Annotated in this window: 15 protein-coding genes and 1 pseudogene; 11 read left to right on the top strand and 5 right to left on the bottom strand. The window is 64.7% G+C overall.

The window, feature by feature from the left end:
* The gene (locus tag IEX32_RS14875; protein WP_188772339.1) at positions 1-1,011 is read right to left on the bottom strand and encodes a zinc transporter ZntB; all 1,011 of its coding nucleotides are present in this window, start codon (positions 1,009-1,011) and stop codon (positions 1-3) included.
* Between the two features lie 100 nt (positions 1,012-1,111).
* Between IEX32_RS14875 and ispG the strand changes: the two genes are divergently transcribed.
* Together ispG and IEX32_RS14865 are read left to right on the top strand one after the other, a co-directional pair.
* The gene (ispG, locus tag IEX32_RS14870; RefSeq protein ID WP_188772338.1) at positions 1,112-2,239 is read left to right on the top strand and encodes a flavodoxin-dependent (E)-4-hydroxy-3-methylbut-2-enyl-diphosphate synthase; all 1,128 of its coding nucleotides are present in this window, start codon (positions 1,112-1,114) and stop codon (positions 2,237-2,239) included.
* A gap of 49 nt (positions 2,240-2,288) precedes the next feature.
* Complete coding sequence (locus IEX32_RS14865) at positions 2,289-2,819, top strand: retropepsin-like aspartic protease family protein (RefSeq protein ID WP_188772337.1); 531 nt, start codon at positions 2,289-2,291, stop codon at positions 2,817-2,819.
* A gap of 195 nt (positions 2,820-3,014) precedes the next feature.
* Here the strand turns inward: IEX32_RS14865 and rpoC are convergent, their stop codons facing one another.
* Together rpoC and rpoB are read right to left on the bottom strand one after the other, a co-directional pair.
* Positions 3,015-7,307: a DNA-directed RNA polymerase subunit beta' gene (gene rpoC / locus IEX32_RS14860; protein WP_188772336.1), complete on the bottom strand. Its 4,293-nt coding sequence runs from the start codon at positions 7,305-7,307 to the stop codon at positions 3,015-3,017.
* 74 nt (positions 7,308-7,381) lie between these two features.
* Positions 7,382-11,551, bottom strand: coding sequence for a DNA-directed RNA polymerase subunit beta (gene rpoB, locus IEX32_RS14855; protein ID WP_188772335.1), 4,170 nt, complete (start codon positions 11,549-11,551; stop codon positions 7,382-7,384).
* Between the two features lie 459 nt (positions 11,552-12,010).
* Between rpoB and IEX32_RS14850 the strand changes: the two genes are divergently transcribed.
* The 7 genes from IEX32_RS14850 to IEX32_RS14820 all read left to right on the top strand — a co-directional run bounded on the left by IEX32_RS14850 (position 12,011) and on the right by IEX32_RS14820 (position 15,826).
* Positions 12,011-12,151 carry a hypothetical protein gene (locus IEX32_RS14850; protein ID WP_188772334.1) on the top strand — a complete coding sequence of 47 codons (141 nt, stop codon included), beginning with the start codon at positions 12,011-12,013 and terminating at the stop codon, positions 12,149-12,151.
* On the top strand, positions 12,148-12,690 hold the full coding sequence (locus IEX32_RS14845) for a DUF2975 domain-containing protein (RefSeq protein ID WP_188772333.1): 543 nt from the start codon (positions 12,148-12,150) through the stop codon (positions 12,688-12,690). Before IEX32_RS14850 ends, IEX32_RS14845 begins: the two co-directional genes overlap by 4 nt.
* On the top strand, positions 12,690-12,944 hold the full coding sequence (locus IEX32_RS14840) for a helix-turn-helix domain-containing protein (protein WP_188772332.1): 255 nt from the start codon (positions 12,690-12,692) through the stop codon (positions 12,942-12,944). Before IEX32_RS14845 ends, IEX32_RS14840 begins: the two co-directional genes overlap by 1 nt.
* A 345-nt stretch (positions 12,945-13,289) precedes the next feature.
* Positions 13,290-13,802 (top strand): 50S ribosomal protein L10, encoded by a 513-nt coding sequence (rplJ, locus tag IEX32_RS14835; protein WP_188772331.1) that lies wholly within the window; start codon positions 13,290-13,292, stop codon positions 13,800-13,802.
* Positions 13,803-13,891: 89 nt separating this feature from the next.
* A complete protein-coding gene (gene rplL, locus IEX32_RS14830; RefSeq protein ID WP_188772330.1) occupies positions 13,892-14,266 on the top strand; it encodes a 50S ribosomal protein L7/L12 in 375 nt (124 codons plus the stop codon).
* A 171-nt stretch (positions 14,267-14,437) separates the two neighbouring features.
* Positions 14,438-15,349 carry a CHAD domain-containing protein gene (locus IEX32_RS14825; RefSeq protein ID WP_188772329.1) on the top strand — a complete coding sequence of 304 codons (912 nt, stop codon included), beginning with the start codon at positions 14,438-14,440 and terminating at the stop codon, positions 15,347-15,349.
* A 6-nt stretch (positions 15,350-15,355) separates the two neighbouring features.
* A complete protein-coding gene (locus IEX32_RS14820) occupies positions 15,356-15,826 on the top strand; it encodes a CYTH domain-containing protein (RefSeq protein ID WP_188772328.1) in 471 nt (156 codons plus the stop codon).
* A 15-nt stretch (positions 15,827-15,841) separates the two neighbouring features.
* Here the strand turns inward: IEX32_RS14820 and IEX32_RS14815 are convergent, their stop codons facing one another.
* The gene (locus tag IEX32_RS14815) at positions 15,842-16,426 is read right to left on the bottom strand and encodes a c-type cytochrome (RefSeq protein ID WP_188772327.1); all 585 of its coding nucleotides are present in this window, start codon (positions 16,424-16,426) and stop codon (positions 15,842-15,844) included.
* 309 nt (positions 16,427-16,735) lie between these two features.
* On the opposite strand from IEX32_RS14815, the gene groES reads away from it, so the two are divergent.
* Both groES and groL read left to right on the top strand, forming a co-directional pair.
* Complete coding sequence (gene groES / locus IEX32_RS14810; RefSeq protein WP_188772326.1) at positions 16,736-17,023, top strand: co-chaperone GroES; 288 nt, start codon at positions 16,736-16,738, stop codon at positions 17,021-17,023.
* Between the two features lie 45 nt (positions 17,024-17,068).
* Entirely contained in the window at positions 17,069-18,712 is a 1,644-nt protein-coding gene (gene groL, locus IEX32_RS14805) for a chaperonin GroEL (protein ID WP_188772325.1), read from the top strand.
* Positions 18,713-18,884: 172 nt separating this feature from the next.
* Here the strand turns inward: groL and IEX32_RS14800 are convergent.
* A pseudogene (locus tag IEX32_RS14800) lies at positions 18,885-19,496 on the bottom strand (helix-turn-helix domain-containing protein); the annotation flags it as partial.
* Between the last annotated feature and the right edge of the window lie 45 nt (positions 19,497-19,541).

The raw sequence follows: 19,541 nt of genomic DNA, 5'->3' as shown, positions 1-19,541 counted from the left end.
CTATCCGAACCATTTCCAGCGCCAGAACATGACCAGCTGCATGACGAGAATCCCGGCGCACATGGCGACGACGATCCAGAAGGCGTCTGTATCGGCAGCACCCGGTATTCCGGCGACATTGATGCCCAGCAGCCCGGTGATGAAGGTCAGCGGCAGGAAGATGGCGGCAACGATCGTCAACAGATAGCTGGTGCGGTTCGACCGGGCCACGGCGCGGGCGCGCAGGTCGTCCTGCAGCACCATGGCGCTTTCCTTGCTGATGTCCAGGTCGTCGATATAGCGGCGCAGGCGGTCGATGGTCTCGGCAATCTCGCGCCTGTCATGGTCCTCGAACCAGTCCGGGGCGTCGCGCGAGATCCGTTCCAGCGCTTCGTGCTGGGGCGACATGTGGCGCTTGAGTGCCAGGCAGTTGCGGCGGATCGTCGCGATCTTGTCGAGCATGGCTTCCGGGTCGTTGCCCGGATCGGCGTCCTCCAGCACGTCGATCACTTCGTTCATGTCGACGATCGAGCTGTTCATGCGCGCGATCATGTGCTCGATCAGCGACGTGATCACGGCACCGGCGTCCACCGGACCCTGGCCCGCATCCACGTCACACATGATCGCGTGCGGGGTCTGGAGCGGCCGGCGCCGCAGCGTGACGAGCCGGCGCCCGTCGCACCAGATCTGCAGCGAAACCATGTCCTCCGGTTCGGCGCCGGGGTTGAAGTTGATCCCGCGCAGCGTCGCGACGATGGCGTTGCCTTCGCGGAAGGCGCGCGGGCGGGTGGCCTCGCCGGTAAGCAGCTCGACCGTGGGTTCGGGCAGGCCGAGAGAGCGGTCCAGCCATTCGGCGGCGCCGGGCCGGTTGCGGCACAGATGCACCCAGAGCACTTCGCCCGGCTTGCCCGGCCGCCACGCCCGGGCCTCGTCCCAGTTTACCGCGCGGCCGCCTCCGTGGCCGTCGAGCACGCGGCCGAACAGCAGCAGGGTCTCCGATTCGGAATCGTCGGTCTGGGAATCCTCAAGCATGGCCGAATGCATGCCGCAAATCGCCCCCGGGCAAAAGGCCGCAGGAGGCCTGCGCGCAATCCGGCTTCAAACCGTCGCGCTGAGCGCCTATAGGGCGTCCATGTCTTCAGTTCGACCCTGGCGCGATATCGAGCGCCGCAAGAGCCGCCAGATCATGGTCGGCAATGTGCCCGTGGGCGGCGATGCGCCGATCACCGTGCAGACCATGACCAATACGCCGACCTCCGACGCCAGGGCGACGATCGACCAGATCCGCCGCTGCGAGGAAGCCGGCGCCGACCTGATTCGCGTCTCGTGCCCCGATGTGGAGAGCACGGCGGCTTTTCGCGAGATCGCGCGCGCCGCGCAGGTGCCGCTGATCGCCGACATCCATTTCCACTACAAGCGCGCGCTCGAAGCCGCCGACGCGGGAGCGGCCTGCCTGCGGATCAATCCCGGCAATATCGGCTCGGACGAGCGCGTGGCCGAAGTGGTGCGCGCGGCCAAGGCCAATGGCTGCGCGATCCGCATCGGCGTCAATGCCGGCAGTCTCGAGCGCGATCTGCTGGAGAAGTACGGCGAGCCTTGTCCCGAGGCTCTGGTCGAATCCGCGCTCGATCACATCAAGCTGCTGCAGGACCACGATTTCCACGAATACAAGGTGGCGGTGAAGGCCAGCGACGTATTCCTCGCGGTCGCCGCCTATCAGGGTCTGGCCGATGCGGTGGACTGTCCGCTGCACCTCGGCATCACCGAGGCGGGCGGGCTGATCGGCGGCACCGTCAAGAGCGCGATCGGCATCGGCAATCTGCTCTGGGCGGGTATCGGCGATACCCTGCGCGTCTCGCTCTCGGCCGAACCCGAGGAGGAAGTGCGCGTCGGCTTCGAGATCTTGAAAGGGCTGGGCCTCAGGACGCGCGGCGTGCGCGTGGTCTCGTGCCCGTCCTGCGCGCGGCAGGGCTTCGATGTGATCCGCACCGTGGAGGCGCTGGAGGCCCGTCTCTCGCACATCAAGACCCCGCTCTCGCTCTCGGTACTGGGCTGCGTCGTCAATGGCCCCGGCGAAGCGCGCGAGACCGACATTGGCATTACCGGCGGCGGCAACGGCAAGCACATGGTCTACCTCTCGGGCGTGACCGATCATCACGTGCAGAGCGCGGATATGCTCGATCACATCGTCGCGCTGGTGGAAGCCAAGGCGGCGGAGATCGAGGCGGCCGAAGCCGGGCAGGCGCAGGCGGCGGAATAGATCCGATCTTAACCGGGCCTCAGCATTTCGCGCATAGCCTGTACCGGTTATGCGCGCAGGCCCTGTCATCCTTGTTATCGGAACGGTCGCGGTCGCGGGCTGGATCGCGCCGGGCCTGAGGGCCGGAGGCGACGATGTCGCGGACGCCGGGCCGAAACGCGCGGCGATCGAATCCGAGCCGCAACAGCAACGCCAGAACTGGCTTGGTGGCGAAACCGTGCTCCAGCGCCGCCCCGACGGCCATTTCTACGCCGAGGCAACCGTCGATTCGTACCGGACGCGCTTTCTGGTCGATACCGGTGCCAGCATGATCGCCCTGACGCGCGCCGATGCCGAGGCGATCGGCCTCTACTGGACCGACGGTGATCTCGTCGCGGTGGGCCGGGGGGCGAGCGGGACGGTCTATGGCGTTCCGGTGACGCTCGACCGCGTCGAACTCGGCGGGTTCGAGGCGACGAGCGTCGACGCCGCGATCATCCCGGAGGGGCTCGACGTCTCGCTGCTCGGCCAGTCGTTCCTTTCCAGGCTGCAGGGCGTGCGCATCGACGGTGACCGGATGATCATCGGGCCGGAGGACTGAACGAGCCTCGTCGTCCCGGGCTCGGCTCGGGACCGGTGGCGGTCGTTCGAAACAACCTCCCGGAGAAGCACCTGTGGCAGGCCGCGTGTAAACACCGCCGGCGGTCCCGGATCAAGTCCGGGATGACGCCACGAAAAAGCCCCGCCGGATCGAACCGGCGGGGCTCTTCATTTCGCGAACGAAGGGAAGTGAGGCTTACGCCTCGCCTTCCTCGTCGCCCTTGATCAGGTATTCGCCCGCGTCGGCGTCGGTGCCGTGGGTCTCGCCCTCGACCGCCGCCAGCGGATCGTCACCCAGATCGTCGAGCGGGTCGCGCTGCTGTTCGGCGGCGCGTTCCTGCTCGGCCGTCTCGGCGGCGATGAGCGCTTCCTGCATCTTGCGGTAGGAGGCTCGCAGCGCGGCGTCGCGGCTGGACGCCGCCACGCGCACGCGGTTCATGCCCGCGCCGGTGCCTGCCGGGATGAGCCGGCCGACGATGACGTTTTCCTTGAGGCCGATCAGCGAATCCTTCTTGCCCTCGACTGCCGCCTGCGTGAGCACGCGGGTAGTCTCCTGGAACGAGGCTGCCGAGATGAAGGAACGGGTCTGCAGCGAGGCCTTGGTGATGCCGAGCAGCACCGGCTTGCCTTCGGCGGGCTTCTGACCCGACTTCAGCTTCGCGTTATACTCGTTCATTTCCTCGTAATCGACCTGCTCGCCGGCGAGCAGCGTGGTATCGCCGCCGTCGGTGATCTCGACCTTCTGCAGCATCTGGCGAACGATCACCTCGATGTGCTTGTCGTTGATCTTCACGCCCTGCAGTCGGTAGACTTCCTGGATTTCCGCGACGAGGTATTCCGCCAGCGCCTCGACGCCGAGGACCTCGAGAATGTCGTGCGGATCGGGCGAGCCCGAGATCAGGTTGTCGCCCTTCTTGACGAAGTCGCCTTCCTGCACGTCGATCACGCGGCTCTTGGGGATCAGGTACTCGACCGGATCGCCCTCTTCCGGGATGATCGCGATCTTGCGCTTGGCCTTGTAGTCGCGAACGAACTCGATCCGCCCGGAGGTCTTGGCGATGATCGAGTTGTCCTTCGGCTTGCGGGCCTCGAACAGCTCGGCAACGCGCGGCAGACCGCCGGTGATGTCGCGGGTCTTGGCGGCTTCGCGGCTGGCGCGGGCGATGATGTCGCCCGCCTCGACCTGCTGGCCGTCCTCGACCGAGAGCGTTGCACCCGGCGCCATCATGTAGCGCGCGGCCTCACCCGACTGATCGTCGAGAAGGGTGATGCGCGGACGCAGATCTTCCTTCTTCTTCGAGCGGCTGGACGAACGGTCTTCCGTCACGACGCGGCTGGTCATGCCCGTGGCATCGTCGACCTGTTCGGTCAGCGTGCGCTGGTCGATCAGGTCCTGATACTTCACCACACCCGAGGTTTCGGTGATGATCGGCAGAGTGAACGGATCCCACTCGGCCAGGCGTTCGCCATCCTTCACCGCCGCGCCGTCCGTGTGGAGCAGCACGGTGCCGTAGGGCACGCGGTGGATCGCGCGCTCACGGCCCTCTGTGTCGATGACCACGACTTCGCCGGTCCGGGCCAGCGAGAGCCGGCGGCCGCGCTTGTCGACGATCGTCGGGATATCGCGGTACTGGACCGTGCCGTCACAGATCGATTCCAGATGGCTGGTTTCGTTGAGCTGCGCCGCGCCGCCGATGTGGAAGGTACGCATGGTGAGCTGGGTGCCCGGCTCACCGATCGACTGCGCGGCGATGACGCCGACCGCTTCGCCGATATTGACCGGAGTACCGCGCGCGAGATCGCGCCCGTAGCACTTGCCGCAAACGCCCATGGTCGCCTCGCAGACCAGCGGTGAGCGGATGCGCGCCGCCTGGAGCCCGGTCGCCTCGATCGCAGCCACGGCCGGCTCGTCGAGGAGCTGTCCGTTGGAAGCCACGATATTGCCTTCCTTGTCGACGATGTCCTCGGCCAGGGTACGGCCAAGAATACGCTCGGCGAGAGAGGCGATGACCGAACCGCCCTGTACGATCGCGCGCATCTCAAGCGCCCGCTCGGTGCCGCAGTCCTCGACGACGATGACGCAGTCCTGCGACACGTCGACCAGACGGCGGGTCAGGTAACCCGAGTTCGCCGTCTTGAGCGCGGTGTCGGCCAGGCCCTTGCGGGCGCCGTGGGTCGAGTTGAAGTATTCAAGGACGGTGAGGCCTTCCTTGAAGTTCGAGATGATCGGCGTCTCGATGATCTCGCCCGACGGCTTGGCCATGAGGCCGCGCATGCCGGCAAGCTGCTTCATCTGCGCCGGGCTTCCACGGGCGCCCGAGTGGCTCATCATGTAGATCGAGTTGATCTGCGCCATGCGGCCGGTTTCGGGGTCGATCGGCTGGGCCTTGATCTCGTCCATCATGGCGTTCGCCACCTGATCGCCGCAGCGGCTCCAGGCGTCGATCACCTTGTTGTACTTTTCCTGCTGGGTGATCAGACCGTCCTGGTACTGCTGTTCGTAGTCGGCCACCAGATCCTTGGTCTCGGCGACCAGCGCGACCTTCGAATCCGGAATGATCATGTCATCCTTGCCGAAGGAGATGCCGGCCTGGAACGCGTGGCGGAAACCAAGCGACATGATGGCGTCGGCGAACAGCACCGTGTCCTTCTGGCCGGTGTGGCGATAGACCTGGTCGATGACGTCTCCGATTTCCTTCTTGGTGAGGAGGCGGTTGACGATCTCGAAGGGCACCTTGTGGCTCTGCGGCAGGCACTCGCCGATCAGCATGCGGCCCGGCGTTGTCGCGAACCGCTTCATGTACTGCTGGCCCTGCTCGTCGGTCTGCGGCACGCGGGCCTCGATCTGCGAGTGCAGCGTGACCGATCCGTTGAACAGCGCCTGATGCACTTCGGCCATGTCGGCGAACTTCATGCCTTCGCCCGGCTCGCCGGTGCGGTCCATCGACAGATAGTAGAGACCGAGCACCATGTCCTGCGAGGGGACGATGATCGGCTTGCCGTTGGCGGGCGAGAGGATGTTGTTGGTCGACATCATCAGCACGCGCGCTTCAAGCTGGGCTTCCAGCGAAAGCGGCACGTGGACGGCCATCTGGTCACCGTCGAAGTCGGCGTTGAAGGCCGAGCAGACCAGCGGGTGCAGCTGGATCGCCTTGCCTTCGATCAGCACCGGCTCGAACGCCTGGATGCCAAGGCGGTGAAGCGTCGGCGCGCGGTTCAGCAGCACCGGGTGCTCGCGAATCACCTCGTCGAGGATGTCCCAGACTTCCTTGCGCTCCTTCTCGACCCACTTCTTGGCCTGCTTGAGGGTCATCGAAAGACCCTTGGCGTCGAGGCGGGCGTAGATGAACGGCTTGAACAGTTCGAGCGCCATCTTCTTCGGCAACCCGCACTGGTGCAGCTTGAGTTCCGGGCCGGTCACGATGACCGAACGGCCCGAATAGTCGACGCGCTTGCCGAGCAGGTTCTGGCGGAAGCGGCCCTGCTTGCCTTTGAGCATGTCGCTGAGCGACTTGAGCGGACGCTTGTTGGCGCCGGTGATAACGCGGCCGCGGCGGCCGTTGTCGAACAGCGCGTCGACCGCTTCCTGCAGCATGCGCTTTTCGTTGCGCACGATGATGTCCGGCGCGCGCAGCTCGATCAGGCGCTTGAGGCGGTTGTTGCGGTTGATGACGCGGCGGTAGAGGTCGTTGAGGTCAGAGGTCGCGAAGCGGCCGCCGTCCAGCGGGACCAGCGGGCGCAGTTCGGGCGGAATGACCGGCACGACTTCAAGGATCATCCACTCGGGGCGGTTGCCCGAATCGATGAACGATTCCACGACCTTGAGGCGCTTGATGATCTTCTTGGGCTTGAGTTCCGATTTGGTGGTCTCAAGCTCCTGCAGAAGGTCGGCGCGCTCCTGTTCCAGATCGAGGTTCATCAGCATGTGCTTAACTGCCTCGGCGCCGATACCGGCGCTGAACGCGTCCTCGCCGTACTCGTCCTGGGCGTCGAGCATCTCGTCTTCGGTCAGGAGCTGGTACTTCTCCAGCGGGGTCAGGCCCGGCTCGGTGACGATGTAGCTCTCGAAGTAGAGGACGCGCTCAAGCAGCTTGAGCTGCATGTCGAGCAGCAGGCCGATGCGCGAAGGCAGCGACTTCAGGAACCAGATATGCGCGACCGGCGCGGCCAGCTCGATATGGCCCATGCGCTCGCGGCGCACCTTGGTGACGGTAACCTCGACGCCGCACTTTTCGCAGACGACGCCCTTGTACTTCATGCGCTTGTACTTGCCGCAAAGGCACTCGTAGTCCTTCACCGGGCCGAAGATGCGCGCGCAGAACAGGCCGTCACGCTCGGGCTTGAACGTGCGGTAGTTGATCGTCTCCGGCTTCTTGATCTCGCCGAAGGACCAGGAGCGGATGCGCTCGGGGGAGGCGAGACCGATCTGGATCTGATCGAAGGTCTCGGGCTTCGCCATCTGGTTGGTGAACTTGGTCAGGTCGTTCATTTTTCAGTCCCTCTTGGGGGTGAATTCTCTAGGCAGAAGGAGAGGGCGGGACCGTCGGTCCCGCCCGGACCTCGCTATTCCGCAGCCTCGGCCAGCTCGTCGCCATCCTCGTTATCATCGAGGCTCTTGAGCTCGACGTTGAGGCCCAGCGAACGCATTTCCTTGACGAGCACGTTGAAGCTCTCGGGAATGCCGGCCTCGAAGGTGTCGTCGCCCTTGACGATCGCCTCGTAGACCTTGGTGCGGCCGACCACGTCGTCCGACTTCACCGTCAGCATTTCCTGCAAGGTGTACGCCGCGCCGTAAGCCTGGAGCGCCCAGACCTCCATTTCGCCGAAGCGCTGGCCGCCGAACTGCGCCTTGCCGCCCAGCGGCTGCTGGGTGACGAGCGAGTAGGGGCCGATCGAACGGGCGTGGATCTTGTCGTCGACGAGGTGGTGCAGCTTGAGCATGTAGATGATGCCCACGGTCACCTTGCGGTCGAACTTGTCACCGGTGCGTCCATCGTAGAGATCCGACTGGCCCGACTTGTCGAGGCCGGCCAGCTCCAGCATGTCGGCGACGTCGGCTTCCACCGCGCCGTCGAACACCGGAGTGCCCATCGGTACGCCCTTGGTGACGTTGCCCGCCAGCTCCAGCAGCGACGCGGTGTCGCGGCTGTCGATGTCGTCGGCGTAGTGCGCGCCGTAGATCGCCTTGAGGCGTTCGCGCACCGCTTCGGGCGGCGCCGCCGCTTCGGGATCGGGATTGGCGTGACGCCAGTCTTCCAGCGCTGCCTTCACCTGCTCGCCCAGGCCGCGCGCGGCCCAGCCCAGGTGCGTCTCGAAGATCTGCCCGACGTTCATGCGCGATGGCACGCCCAGCGGGTTGAGCACGATGTCGACCGGGGTGCCGTCCTCAAGGAACGGCATGTCCTCGACCGGCAGGATGCGGCTGATGACACCCTTGTTGCCGTGACGGCCGGCCATCTTGTCGCCCGGCTGCAGCTTGCGCTTCACCGCGACGAAGACCTTGACCATCTTGAGCACGCCGGGGGCCAGCTCGTCGCCGCGCTCCAGCTTTTCCTTGCGGTCCTCGAACCGCTCCTGGATCGCCTTGACGGTCGCATCGTACTGCGCCTTCACCGCTTCGAGCTGCGACTGCATGTGGTCGTCGGCGACAGCGAACTTCCACCACTCGTGCTTCTCGACCTCGCCGAGGACGTCCTCGGTGATCTCGGCGCCCTTCTTCACGCCCTTCGGCGCCGAAGCCGCGATCTGGCCGACCAGCATTTCAGCCAGGCGGTTGTAGGTCGCGCGGTTGAGGATGGCGCGCTCGTCCTCGCGGTCCTTGGCGAGGCGTTCGATTTCCTCGTTCTGGATCGCGCGGGTACGGTCGTCGATCTCGATGCCGTGGCGGTTGAACACGCGCACGTCGACGATGGTGCCCGAAACGCCCGGCGGCAGTCGCAGCGAGGTGTCGCGCACGTCGCTGGCCTTTTCGCCGAAAATGGCGCGCAGCAGCTTTTCTTCCGGCGTCATCGGGCTTTCGCCCTTCGGCGTGATCTTGCCGACGAGGATGTCACCCGGATGCACTTCGGCGCCGATGTAGACGATGCCCGCCTCGTCGAGGTTGCGCAGGGCTTCCTCGCCGACGTTGGGGATGTCGCGGGTGATGTCTTCCGGACCCAGCTTGGTGTCGCGGGCCATGACCTCGAACTCGTCGATGTGGATCGAGGTGAAGACGTCGTCCTTCACGATCCGCTCGGAGATGAGGATGGAGTCCTCGTAGTTGTAGCCGTTCCAGGGCATGAAGGCGACGAGGCTGTTGCGGCCCAGTGCCAGCTCGCCCAGCTCGGTCGAGGGGCCGTCGGCGATGATGTCGCCGGCCTCGACGAAATCGCCCACTTTCACCAGCGGACGCTGGTTGATGCAGGTCGACTGGTTCGAGCGCTCGAACTTCTGCAGGCGGTAGATGTCGACGCCCGACTTGCCGGCCTCGATGTCACCGGCGGCGCGGACGACGATACGCGTTGCGTCGACCTGATCGACCACGCCGGCGCGCAGGGCCGAGATCGCGGCGCCCGAATCGCGCGCCACGGTCTCTTCCATGCCAGTGCCCACGAAGGGTGCGTCGGCCTTGACCAGCGGCACCGCCTGTCGCTGCATGTTCGAGCCCATCAGCGCGCGGTTCGCGTCGTCGTTTTCCAGGAACGGAATGAGCGAGGCGGCGACCGAGACGAGCTGCTTGGGCGAAACGTCCATCAGCGTCACCTGGTCGCGCGGCGCCATCACGAATTCGCCGTTCTGGCGGGCCGAGACCAGCTCCTCGACGAAGCTGCCGTCCTCGTTGATTTCGGCCGAAGCCTGCGCGACGGTATGCTTCTGCTCTTCCATCGCCGAGAGGTAGATGACCTCCTTCGACACCTTGCCGTCGATCACGCGGCGGTACGGCGTCTCGATGAAGCCGTACTTGTTGACCCGCGCGAACGTCGAGAGCGAGTTGATGAGGCCGATGTTCGGGCCTTCCGGCGTCTCGATCGGGCAGATACGGCCGTAGTGCGTCGGGTGAACGTCGCGGACCTCGAAGCCGGCGCGCTCACGGGTGAGGCCGCCGGGGCCAAGCGCCGAAACGCGGCGCTTGTGGGTGACTTCCGAAAGCGGGTTGGTCTGGTCCATGAACTGCGAGAGCTGGCTGGAACCGAAGAACTCGCGAACCGCGGCCACGGCGGGCTTGGCGTTGATGAGGTCGTTCGGCATCACGGTCGAGACGTCGACCGAGCTCATGCGTTCCTTGACGGCGCGTTCCATGCGCAGCAGGCCGACGCGGTACTGGTTTTCCAGCAGCTCGCCCACCGAACGCACGCGGCGGTTGCCGAGATTGTCGATGTCGTCGATCTCGCCCTTGCCGTCCTTCAGGTTCACCAGTTCCTTGACCACGGCGAGGATGTCCTCGGTGCGCAGGGTGGTGACGGTGTCTTCGGCATCGAGGCCGAGGCGCATGTTCAGCTTGACGCGGCCGACGGCCGAGAGGTCGTAGCGGTCGGGATCGAAGAACAGGCCGTCGAACAGCGCTTCGGCGGTTTCCTTCGTCGGCGGCTCGCCCGGGCGCATGACCTTGTAGATGGCCTCGAGACCCATCTCGCGGTTCTCGGCCTTGTCGGCCTTCAGCGTGTTGCGGATCCAGGGTCCGGTGTTGACGTCGTCGATGTCGAGCAGGTCGAGCTGGTCGATACCGGCCTTGTCGAGCTCCTCGAGGTTTTCCGGCGTCACTTCGTCACCGGCCTCGATGTAGATGCGACCCGTAGACTCGTCGATGAGATCCTTGGTGGAGAAGCGGCCGAAGATTTCCTCGGTCGGGATGAGGAGTTCCTCCAGACCGTCCTTCTGCGCCTTGTTGGCGGCGCGCGGCGAGATCTTGGTGCCGGCCGGGAAGATCACTTCGCCCGAGCGGGCATCGACGATGTCGAAGGTGGGCTTCAGGCTGCGCCAGTGCTCCGGCACGAAAGGCAGGCGCCAGCCGCCTTCGCCACGCTTCCAGGTGACGGTGTTGTAGAAATGGTCGAGGATCTGCTCGCTGTCGAGGCCCAGGCCGTAAAGCAGCGCGGTGACCGGCAGCTTGCGCTTGCGGTCGATACGCACATTGACGATGTCCTTGGCGTCGAACTCGAAGTCGAGCCAGGAACCGCGGTAGGGGATCACGCGGGCGGCGAAGAGGAACTTGCCCGAGGAGTGGGTCTTGCCGCGGTCATGGTCGAACAGCACGCCCGGCGAGCGGTGCATCTGCGAAACGATGACGCGCTCGGTGCCGTTGATGAAGAACGTGCCGTTCTCGGTCATGAGCGGCATGTCGCCCATGTAGACGTCCTGCTCCTTGATATCGAGGACGGAGCGGGTCTCGGTTTCCTGGTCGACCTCGAACACGATCAGGCGCAGCGTGACCTTCATCGGCGCGGCGTAGGTGATGCCGCGCTGGCGGCATTCAGTCACGTCGTACTTGGGCTCTTCCAGCTCGTAGTGGACGAAGTCCAGCTCGCTGGTGCCGGCGAAGTCGCGGATCGGGAACACCGAACGCAGCGTCTTTTCCAGGCCGGAGACATAGCCGATCGAGGGGTCGGAGCGCAGGAACTGCTCATAGCTCTCGCGCTGGACCTCGATGAGGTTGGGCATCTGGACGACTTCATGGATGTCGCCGAAGATCTTGCGGATACGCTTCTTGACGGAGCGTCCGCTGGAGCCGTTCGTTCCGATGGGCTTGGTCGCCATGTGGATCTGTTGCCTCTTCGCTTCTCAAGGGGGCCGATTCGCGGAGAACCGGTCCGGAAAAAATTCGTCATCGCGAGAGTCTCTCCGCCCCCAGGCAGAGCCATCCGCAACACGAAAAGGCCGCCAGCCATGCAAGGAATCCTTGAAAAAGGTTCCATTGCGGCCTGCAGCCTTTGCGTCAGATGGAAACCCGGACCGCTTCCTTCCTGGACGTGTCCCCGCGCATGGACCCGCCTTGCTCGAAGCGCCGAGCAGGGGCGGATATAGGATTGTGCCGGCCAACTGTCAAACGTTCCGGATGGCGGCGAGTCGGCTGCCTTCGACGAAGGACATGTGGCGCGCATCGCGCCCATTTTCCGCAAAACGATCAGCGTCATATCGTTTTGCGATATTATCGATTGACAATAAGGCAGCGACCATTTATTGAATATCGATATCAAGATTATCGGAGAACGATCAATGACCCGCACTTCAGACACCTTCGGCGCTTTCGCGCTGGCCGTCCTTACGGTTTTCGCGCTCTGGTCCTCGACGCTGGCCATGCCGGAGGCTTCCCATGCGCCGGCTTCCGCCGCCGTAACCGCGCAGGCGCTTGCGTGACATCCGCCGCTCGCACGGCCCCCGGCACGGGGCGCGACCCGCTGTTGGCGATCGTCAGAATCATACTGGGGATCGCCATGGCGGCGGCGCTCGCTGGCGCTGCGGCATTCACGATGGCCGTGCCGGTCCTCTTTGCCTTGCGCGGGAGAGTGGTGGCGAGGCTCGTGGGGCAGGGGGCGCCGTCCGAAGCGGTCTGGGCCATCGCCGCGCTGCTGTTGATGGCGGCCGTGCTGGCGGTGCTTGTCTTCTATTTCCAGCGGCACCTGTTCCGCATCGTCGGCAGTGTCGGCGAAGGCGATCCGTTCGTTCCCGCCAATGCCGAACGGCTGCGCGGCATGGCGTGGATCACTGTCGTGATCCACGTCGTCACCGTTCCCATGGTCATTGTCGGCGGCTGGGTGGAGGACGTGACCCGCGCCATCCACTTCAAGATCGATTTGCCGCTCGCCGGGCTGTTCCTGGCGCTGATCCTGTTCATCCTCGCGCGGGTCTTCCGTGAGGGTACGCGCATGCGTGAGGATCTGGAAGGGACGGTCTGATGCCCTCCGAGCCGCCCGAAGGCAGCCGCATCCAGGTGAAGCTCGACGACCTGCTCCACGCCCGCCGGATGACCCTGACCGAGCTGGCAGAGCGGATCGATATCACGCTAGCCAACCTTTCGATCCTCAAGACCGGCAAGGCCAAGGCGATCCGCTTCTCCACGCTCGAGGCGATCTGCCGCGAGATGGGCTGCCAGCCGGGAGACCTGCTGGGGTACGAGGCGGAGACCGTGGAGGAAACCGGAGAGGCGTGAGTGCGCCGGCACGGGTGGGTTCATGCGCCACCCGTGCTTGACTCTTCGCTTGATTTCCGCCACTGGCCCGCTCCGACCGGCAGCCTTCGGGCCGTCGTTCATCCGTCCGAGACAGTTGGTGCTCCGGGATTTGCCGGGGCTTAATTTCCAGCCTAGACGGGGAACAGGAATTTTCCGGCCCCTCGCTCCCGATTTGAAGCGCGGTGCCACTCTCGCGCTTTGGCGCGAAACTCCTTCCCCATCGAACGGACTCGCCCGTGGTGCATCAGCGCCATGGTCAAACGTAGCCGGGCGTTGCGGATTGGGCCCACCCCACCCCGTGCGCCCATTGTGAAGGAGTAAGGCATGGATCGTTCGCAGAAAGCCGACGCGGTCGCCCAGCTCAACGCGACTTTCAATGAGGTCGGCGTGGTGGTCATCACCCGCAACCTCGGCATGACGGTGGCCCAGTCCACCGCCCTGCGCGAGAAGGTTCGTGAAGCCGGTGCGTCCTACAAGGTTGCGAAGAACCGTCTTGCCAAGCTTGCCATCGCGGACACCGACTATGTCGGTATCGGCGACTTCCTGACCGGCCCGACGGCCATCGCCACTTCGGTGGACCCCGTCGCAGCCGCCAAGGCTGTCGTCGATTTCGCCAAGACGACCGACAAGATCGAGATCGTCGGCGGCGCGATGGGTTCGCAGGTTCTGAACGCGGACGGCGTCAAGGCTCTAGCCTCGATGCCCTCGCTCGACGAACTGCGCGCCAAGCTCATCGGCCTCGTTCAGGCTCCGGCGACCAAGATCGCCCAGCTCTCGACCGCTCCGGCGGCCAAGCTGGCGCGCGTCTTTGCCGCCTACGCGGACAAGGCTGCCTGAGCGCAAGCCCAAGCAACACGTTTCGAAACGATTTATCCCGCCCGGCTGCATGAGGCACCGGCGGGACCACAGATCAGGAGTGAAGTAACATGGCCGATATTGCCAAGCTTGTTGAAGAACTGTCGCAGCTGACCGTCCTCGAGGCGGCCGACCTCGCCAAGGCCCTTGAAGAGGCTTGGGGCGTTTCCGCCGCCGCCGCCGTTGCGGTTGCCGCTCCGGCTGCCGGTGGTGAAGCCGCCGCCGCTGAAGAGCAGACCGAATTCGACGTCATCCTGACCGGAGACGGCGGCAAGAAGATCCAGGTCATCAAGGAAGTCCGCGCCATCACCGGTCTGGGCCTCGCCGAAGCCAAGGCTCTCGTCGAAGGTGCTCCGAAGCCGGTCAAGGAAGGCGTCAACAAGGCTGAAGCCGAGGAAGTCAAGAAGAAGATCGAGGAAGCCGGCGGTACCGTCGAGCTCAAGTAATCTTCTTCCCGGATTTCCGGGACGAAACAGGAAGGGCGGCTCGTCGGAGCCGCCCTTTTTGCATCGCGGGGATGTGCGAACGGCGGTTTCGGCTTCCCATCCTGCCGCGTATTTGTGACAGTGCCGGGGCGCGCTCCGGCCGAAAGTCCGGGTGCGGTTGAGAGAGGGCGCATGGCCTACCGGTTTCGACTCAAGGACGACACCGTCGCCGGAGCGGCGCGGAGAATCGCGCGCGAGCAGATCGGTGGCGCGATCGGCGCGATCGAGGGCAAGGATGCAGCCGTCGCGGTGCATGAAGTGCGCAAGTGCTGCAAGAAGATGCGCGCGCTGGTCCGCCTGGTCCGGCCGGTCTTTCCCGATTATGCGCAGGAGAACGCGGACTTTCGCGACATTGCGCGCGCGCTTTCCGGTTCCCGCGACGTCAAGGTGTTGCTCGATACCATCGACCTGCTGACCCAAGGCGCTCCGGAGGCCGCGAAGACCGGGCTCTTCGCGCCGCTGCGCCGGCAGCTTGCGCGCGATCAGGCGCAGCAGGCGCCCAAGGGAATGGCCTCCACTCATCTCGACGAGGCCCGCAAGCGGCTCGAAAAGGCGCTCGAACGCAGCAAGGACTGGTCCTTGCAGGGCGAGGGCTGGGACGCGCTGGGCGGCGGTCTGCGGCGAATCTTGCGAAAGGCGCGCAAGGCTGAGCGCGCGGTGCATTCGGAGCCTTCCGCCGCGAACTACCACGAATTGCGCAAGCTGATGAAATACCATTGGTATCACACCCGGTTGCTGGTACCGCTGTGGCCCGCGACGATGCGACCATGCGCCGCCGAACTGAGCCGGCTGGCCGACATGCTCGGCCTGCACCACGACATTTGCGTGCTCGAAGAATGGTTGGGTGCGATGCCGCCCAGCACGGAGCGGTTCGACGCGGTCGAGGCGATGCTCGCGCTGGCGCGGGAACGGCGCAAGCAACTCGAACGGGACATCGCGCCGCTCGTTGCCCGGTCGCTGGCCGAGAAGCCGCAGGCGCGGGTCGATCACTGGGGCGCCTTGTGGGCGATCTGGCGCAGGGAAGCCGCTGACGAAGGTGCATGAACGGACATGGCTGTCGAAATCGAACGCAAATTCCTGGTGGAAGGGGACGCCTGGCGCGATTCCGTCACGGCGAGCAGGCGCATCCGCCAGGCCTACCTCTCGAACGGCGGCGCGGCGAGCGTGCGTATCCGGGTGATCGACGAGGAAAAGTCGGTGCTGACCGTCAAGTCGAAGGGCAAGTCCGGCGAAGCTGCGCTGTCGCGCGCCGAATTCGAATATTCCGTGCCTCTTGAGGATGCCGTGGCGATGCTCGACCTGCGCACCGGGCGGATCATCGACAAGATGCGCCACCTGGTCCCGGCAGGAAACGGGCGGACCTGGGAAGTGGATGTCTTCGCCGGCGCCCACGAGGGCCTCGTCCTGGCCGAGATCGAGCTGGAGGCAGCGGACGAACCGGTGGAGATCCCGAGCTGGATCGGCCGCGAAGTGACCGGAGACCCGCGTTACGGCAATGTGGCGCTGGCGCAGGAAGGGTGACCGCCAGCGCGCCGATTACTTCAGGGTTTCAAGGTAATCTATGATCGCCTTGCGCTTTTCGGGATCGGGCATGGCGATCACCATCTTCGCACCCGGAACCATTTTTATCGGCCCCTTGAGCCAGGTGTCGAGGCTGGATCGATTCCATGTGATTCCCGAACGCGCAAGCGCGGGGGAAAACTTGTAGCCCGGCACTTCTCCGGCCTTGCTTCCGAAAATGCCGAACAGGGTCGGGCCAACCCCGTTCTTGCCGGCTTCGACCGAATGACATGCGCGGCACTGCGCGAACGCAGCAGGGGGCGCTGTTTTCGTTGCCGCGATTTCGGTTCTGGTCGCGGGCGCTGTCGCCGGTACGGCAGAGGGGCTGACCGCCTCGGTCGGCGAAGGCGATGTCGCCGTGGCGGCCGGCGCCGCAACCGGTGCCGCGTCCGTGGTGGCCGGCGGCGGCGCGGTAGCTGTGTCCGTGCCGGCATCTTGCGGCGGGGCGTCAGGAGTTTCGGAAAGGTCGGCCGCGGATGTGGCCTCGCTGTCCGTTTCGGGGGCGCCGCAGGCTGCGAGCAACGCAAACGAAACGCCGGTGAGCAAAAGCCTGAATCGCATGAATTTCTCTCCTCGGGCAGGATCCGTATCCCACTCTCGTCCAGAAATGAAGCGGCTCGATGGCGAAGTCGTGCTGATGCCGTTTTCGCCGCGAAGCACTTGCCCGTGCCCAGTGCGCTTCGTGATGCGGCCGCGCTCGCGCGGCCTCCGCGTACGCGGCCCGCTTCAATCCTGAACCCTACCTTTCGAATTTTTTGTGCCGCGCCCGCTTGACGGCCCGGCTGCGCGCAACCATATCCCCGGCCGTTGGCACTCTCTATGCGTGAGTGCCAATCCTATTTTTTGGTTCGTAGGATAAGGGAGATTCCCATGGCATTCCGTCCGCTGCACGATCGTGTGCTCGTGCGCCGTGTTGAGGCTGAAGAAAAGACGGCCGGCGGCATCATCATTCCCGACAGCGCAAAGGAAAAGCCCGCGGAGGGCGAGATCGTCGCTGCCGGTAACGGTGCCCGCGCAGAGAACGGTACTATCACCGCGCTCGACGTCAAGGTGGGTGACCGCGTGCTGTTCGGCAAGTGGTCCGGCACCGAAGTCAAGGTCGACGGTGAAGACCTGCTGATCATGAAGGAATCGGACATCCTGGGCGTTATCGCCTGAACCTGTCCGCACCCATCCATCTGAATTTCTGAGAGGAATTACACAATGGCAGCCAAGGACGTAAAGTTCTCGCGCGACGCCCGTGAGCGCATTCTCGCCGGTGTCGACACCCTCGCCAACGCCGTGAAGGTCACGCTCGGCCCCAAGGGCCGCAACGTCGTGATCGAAAAGAGCTTCGGCGCCCCGCGCATCACCAAGGACGGCGTCACCGTCGCCAAGGAAATCGAACTCAAGGACAAGTTCGAGAACATGGGCGCGCAGATGCTGCGCGAAGTGGCCTCGAAGGCCAACGACGCGGCCGGTGACGGCACCACCACCGCCACCGTGCTTGCCCAGGCGATCGTGCGCGAAGGCATGAAGTCGGTCGCGGCCGGCATGAACCCGATGGACCTCAAGCGCGGCATCGACCTCGCCGTCACCAAGGTCGTCGAGAACCTCAAGCAGCGCTCGAAGGACGTTTCGGGCTCCTCCGAAATCGCGCAGGTCGGCATCATCTCGGCCAATGGCGACAAGGAAGTCGGCGAGAAGATCGCCGAGGCCATGGAAAAGGTCGGCAAGGAAGGCGTCATAACCGTCGAGGAGGCCAAGGGTCTCGAATTCGAACTCGACGTTGTCGAAGGCATGCAGTTCGACCGTGGCTATCTTTCGCCCTACTTCGTCACCAACCCCGACAAGATGACCGTCGAGCTCGAGAACCCCTACATTCTCATTCATGAGAAGAAGCTCTCGAACCTTCAGTCGATGCTCCCGATCCTCGAGGCCGTGGTGCAGTCGGGTCGTCCGCTCCTCATCATCGCCGAGGACATCGAGGGCGAGGCCCTGGCCACCCTCGTCGTCAACAAGCTGCGCGGCGGCCTGAAGGTCGCGGCCGTAAAGGCTCCGGGCTTCGGCGATCGCCGCAAGGCCATGCTGGGCGACATCGCCACGCTGACCGCCGGCGAGATGATCTCGGAAGATCTCGGCATCAAGCTCGAGAACGTGACCGTGAACATGCTCGGCGAAGCCAAGAAGGTCACCATCGACAAGGACAACACCACGATTGTCGACGGTGCCGGTTCGAGTGAGGAGATCAAGGCCCGCGTCGAGCAGATCCGTTCGCAGATCGAGACCACCACGTCTGACTACGACCGCGAGAAGCTGCAGGAGCGTCTTGCCAAGCTTGCCGGCGGTGTTGCCGTCATCAAGGTCGGCGGTGCTTCGGAAGTCGAGGTGAAGGAGCGCAAGGACCGTGTCGACGACGCGCTGCATGCGACCCGCGCCGCCGTCGAAGAGGGCATTGTTCCGGGCGGCGGTACTGCGCTGCTCTACGCCACCAAGGCTCTCGAAGGCCTGAAGGGCGAGAACGACGACCAGACCCGCGGTGTCGACATCGTGCGCCAGTCGATCATGACCCCGCTTCGTCAGATCGCGGAGAACGCCGGCTTCGACGGGGCCGTCGTTTCGGGCAACCTGCTGCGCGAGAACGACGAGACCCAGGGCTTCAACGCCGCGACCGACGTCTACGAGAACCTCGTCGCCGCCGGCGTTATCGACCCGACCAAGGTCGTGCGCACGGCACTGCAGGACGCGGCTTCGGTCGCCGGCCTGCTGATCACCACCGAGGCGGCGATCTGCGAGAAGGCGGAAGACAAGCCTGCCATGCCGTCGATGCCCGACATGGGCGGCATGGGTGGCATGGGCGGCTTCTGAGCCGGCCCGGCGTTCCAGCCAACCGAAAAACGGGCCGGGAGGAGTTGTCCTCCCGGCCCTTTTTGTGTGCCAGGCATGGCGTTGATGTTGAAGGTGCAAGTCCTTTGCGGGCCGGCTGAACGGAACCGCTCTTATGTTCGTGATCAAGAGCCTTGGTCATGATGTATCCTTTCCGTCGGCTGGGACGGTGCGCGTCGAGGAAGACGAACAGGTTGAGGGTGCCGTTGCGCTTGTACTCGCAGTCATAGCGCTCGAGCTGGCCGGGCTTTGCGGGAATGGGCGCGCGCACCTCGCCGATGAGCTGGATGGGGCTCTCGTCGAAACAGACCACAGGCCGCTCCGGATCGGGCGCTTGTGCATAGAGATCCAGCACATCCTCCATGCGCGCAACGTATTCCCCGTCGACCTTGGGAATGCACCACATGTCCTTGCGCCATGGCTTGAGATGATTCTCCGCCAGTCGTCGGCGCACGGTCTCGCAGGAAAGCGCGTCATGATCGGTCAGCCTGACCATCTCATCGGCGAGAAGCTCAAGCGTCCAGCGNGGCTCCTCACTGAGTGCGCCCTCAAGGTTCGCCTCCACCAGACGGCGCTTGGTCCGATAGATGGTCGATCCGCTGACCTGCAATGTCGCGGCGATCACCTCGTCGCACACGCCGTCCTGCGCCGCCAACAGGATCTGCGCGCGCTTGAGTTTGCGCGCCGCGTGACGGCCGCCGCTCAACATGGCGTCAAGCTGATCCCGTTCCGACTGGCTGAGTTCCACGCGATACTTTATGTTCATCCGAGCCTCCTTCAGCGGTGAGACGCAGATGAATCCCGGAAGATG

The organism is Novosphingobium endophyticum, from assembly GCF_014640675.1.
Lineage (GTDB): Bacteria > Pseudomonadota > Alphaproteobacteria > Sphingomonadales > Sphingomonadaceae > Novosphingobium > Novosphingobium endophyticum.
Note: the sequence above shows the minus strand (reverse complement) of the source record. Positions and strands in the feature narration are given on the sequence as shown.

Bases quoted from the DNA above. Each gene is read 5' to 3' on its own strand.
- IEX32_RS14875 (WP_188772339.1), bottom strand. From the start codon at position 1,011: ATGCTTGAGGATTCCCAGACCGACGATTCCGAATCGGAGACCCTGCTG.
- ispG (WP_188772338.1), top strand. From the start codon at position 1,112: ATGTCTTCAGTTCGACCCTGGCGCGATATCGAGCGCCGCAAGAGCCGC.
- IEX32_RS14865 (WP_188772337.1), top strand. From the start codon at position 2,289: ATGCGCGCAGGCCCTGTCATCCTTGTTATCGGAACGGTCGCGGTCGCG.
- rpoC (WP_188772336.1), bottom strand. From the start codon at position 7,307: ATGAACGACCTGACCAAGTTCACCAACCAGATGGCGAAGCCCGAGACC.
- rpoB (WP_188772335.1), bottom strand. From the start codon at position 11,551: ATGGCGACCAAGCCCATCGGAACGAACGGCTCCAGCGGACGCTCCGTC.
- IEX32_RS14850 (WP_188772334.1), top strand. From the start codon at position 12,011: ATGACCCGCACTTCAGACACCTTCGGCGCTTTCGCGCTGGCCGTCCTT.
- IEX32_RS14840 (WP_188772332.1), top strand. From the start codon at position 12,690: ATGCCCTCCGAGCCGCCCGAAGGCAGCCGCATCCAGGTGAAGCTCGAC.
- rplJ (WP_188772331.1), top strand. From the start codon at position 13,290: ATGGATCGTTCGCAGAAAGCCGACGCGGTCGCCCAGCTCAACGCGACT.
- rplL (WP_188772330.1), top strand. From the start codon at position 13,892: ATGGCCGATATTGCCAAGCTTGTTGAAGAACTGTCGCAGCTGACCGTC.
- IEX32_RS14825 (WP_188772329.1), top strand. From the start codon at position 14,438: ATGGCCTACCGGTTTCGACTCAAGGACGACACCGTCGCCGGAGCGGCG.
- IEX32_RS14820 (WP_188772328.1), top strand. From the start codon at position 15,356: ATGGCTGTCGAAATCGAACGCAAATTCCTGGTGGAAGGGGACGCCTGG.
- IEX32_RS14815 (WP_188772327.1), bottom strand. From the start codon at position 16,426: ATGCGATTCAGGCTTTTGCTCACCGGCGTTTCGTTTGCGTTGCTCGCA.
- groES (WP_188772326.1), top strand. From the start codon at position 16,736: ATGGCATTCCGTCCGCTGCACGATCGTGTGCTCGTGCGCCGTGTTGAG.
- groL (WP_188772325.1), top strand. From the start codon at position 17,069: ATGGCAGCCAAGGACGTAAAGTTCTCGCGCGACGCCCGTGAGCGCATT.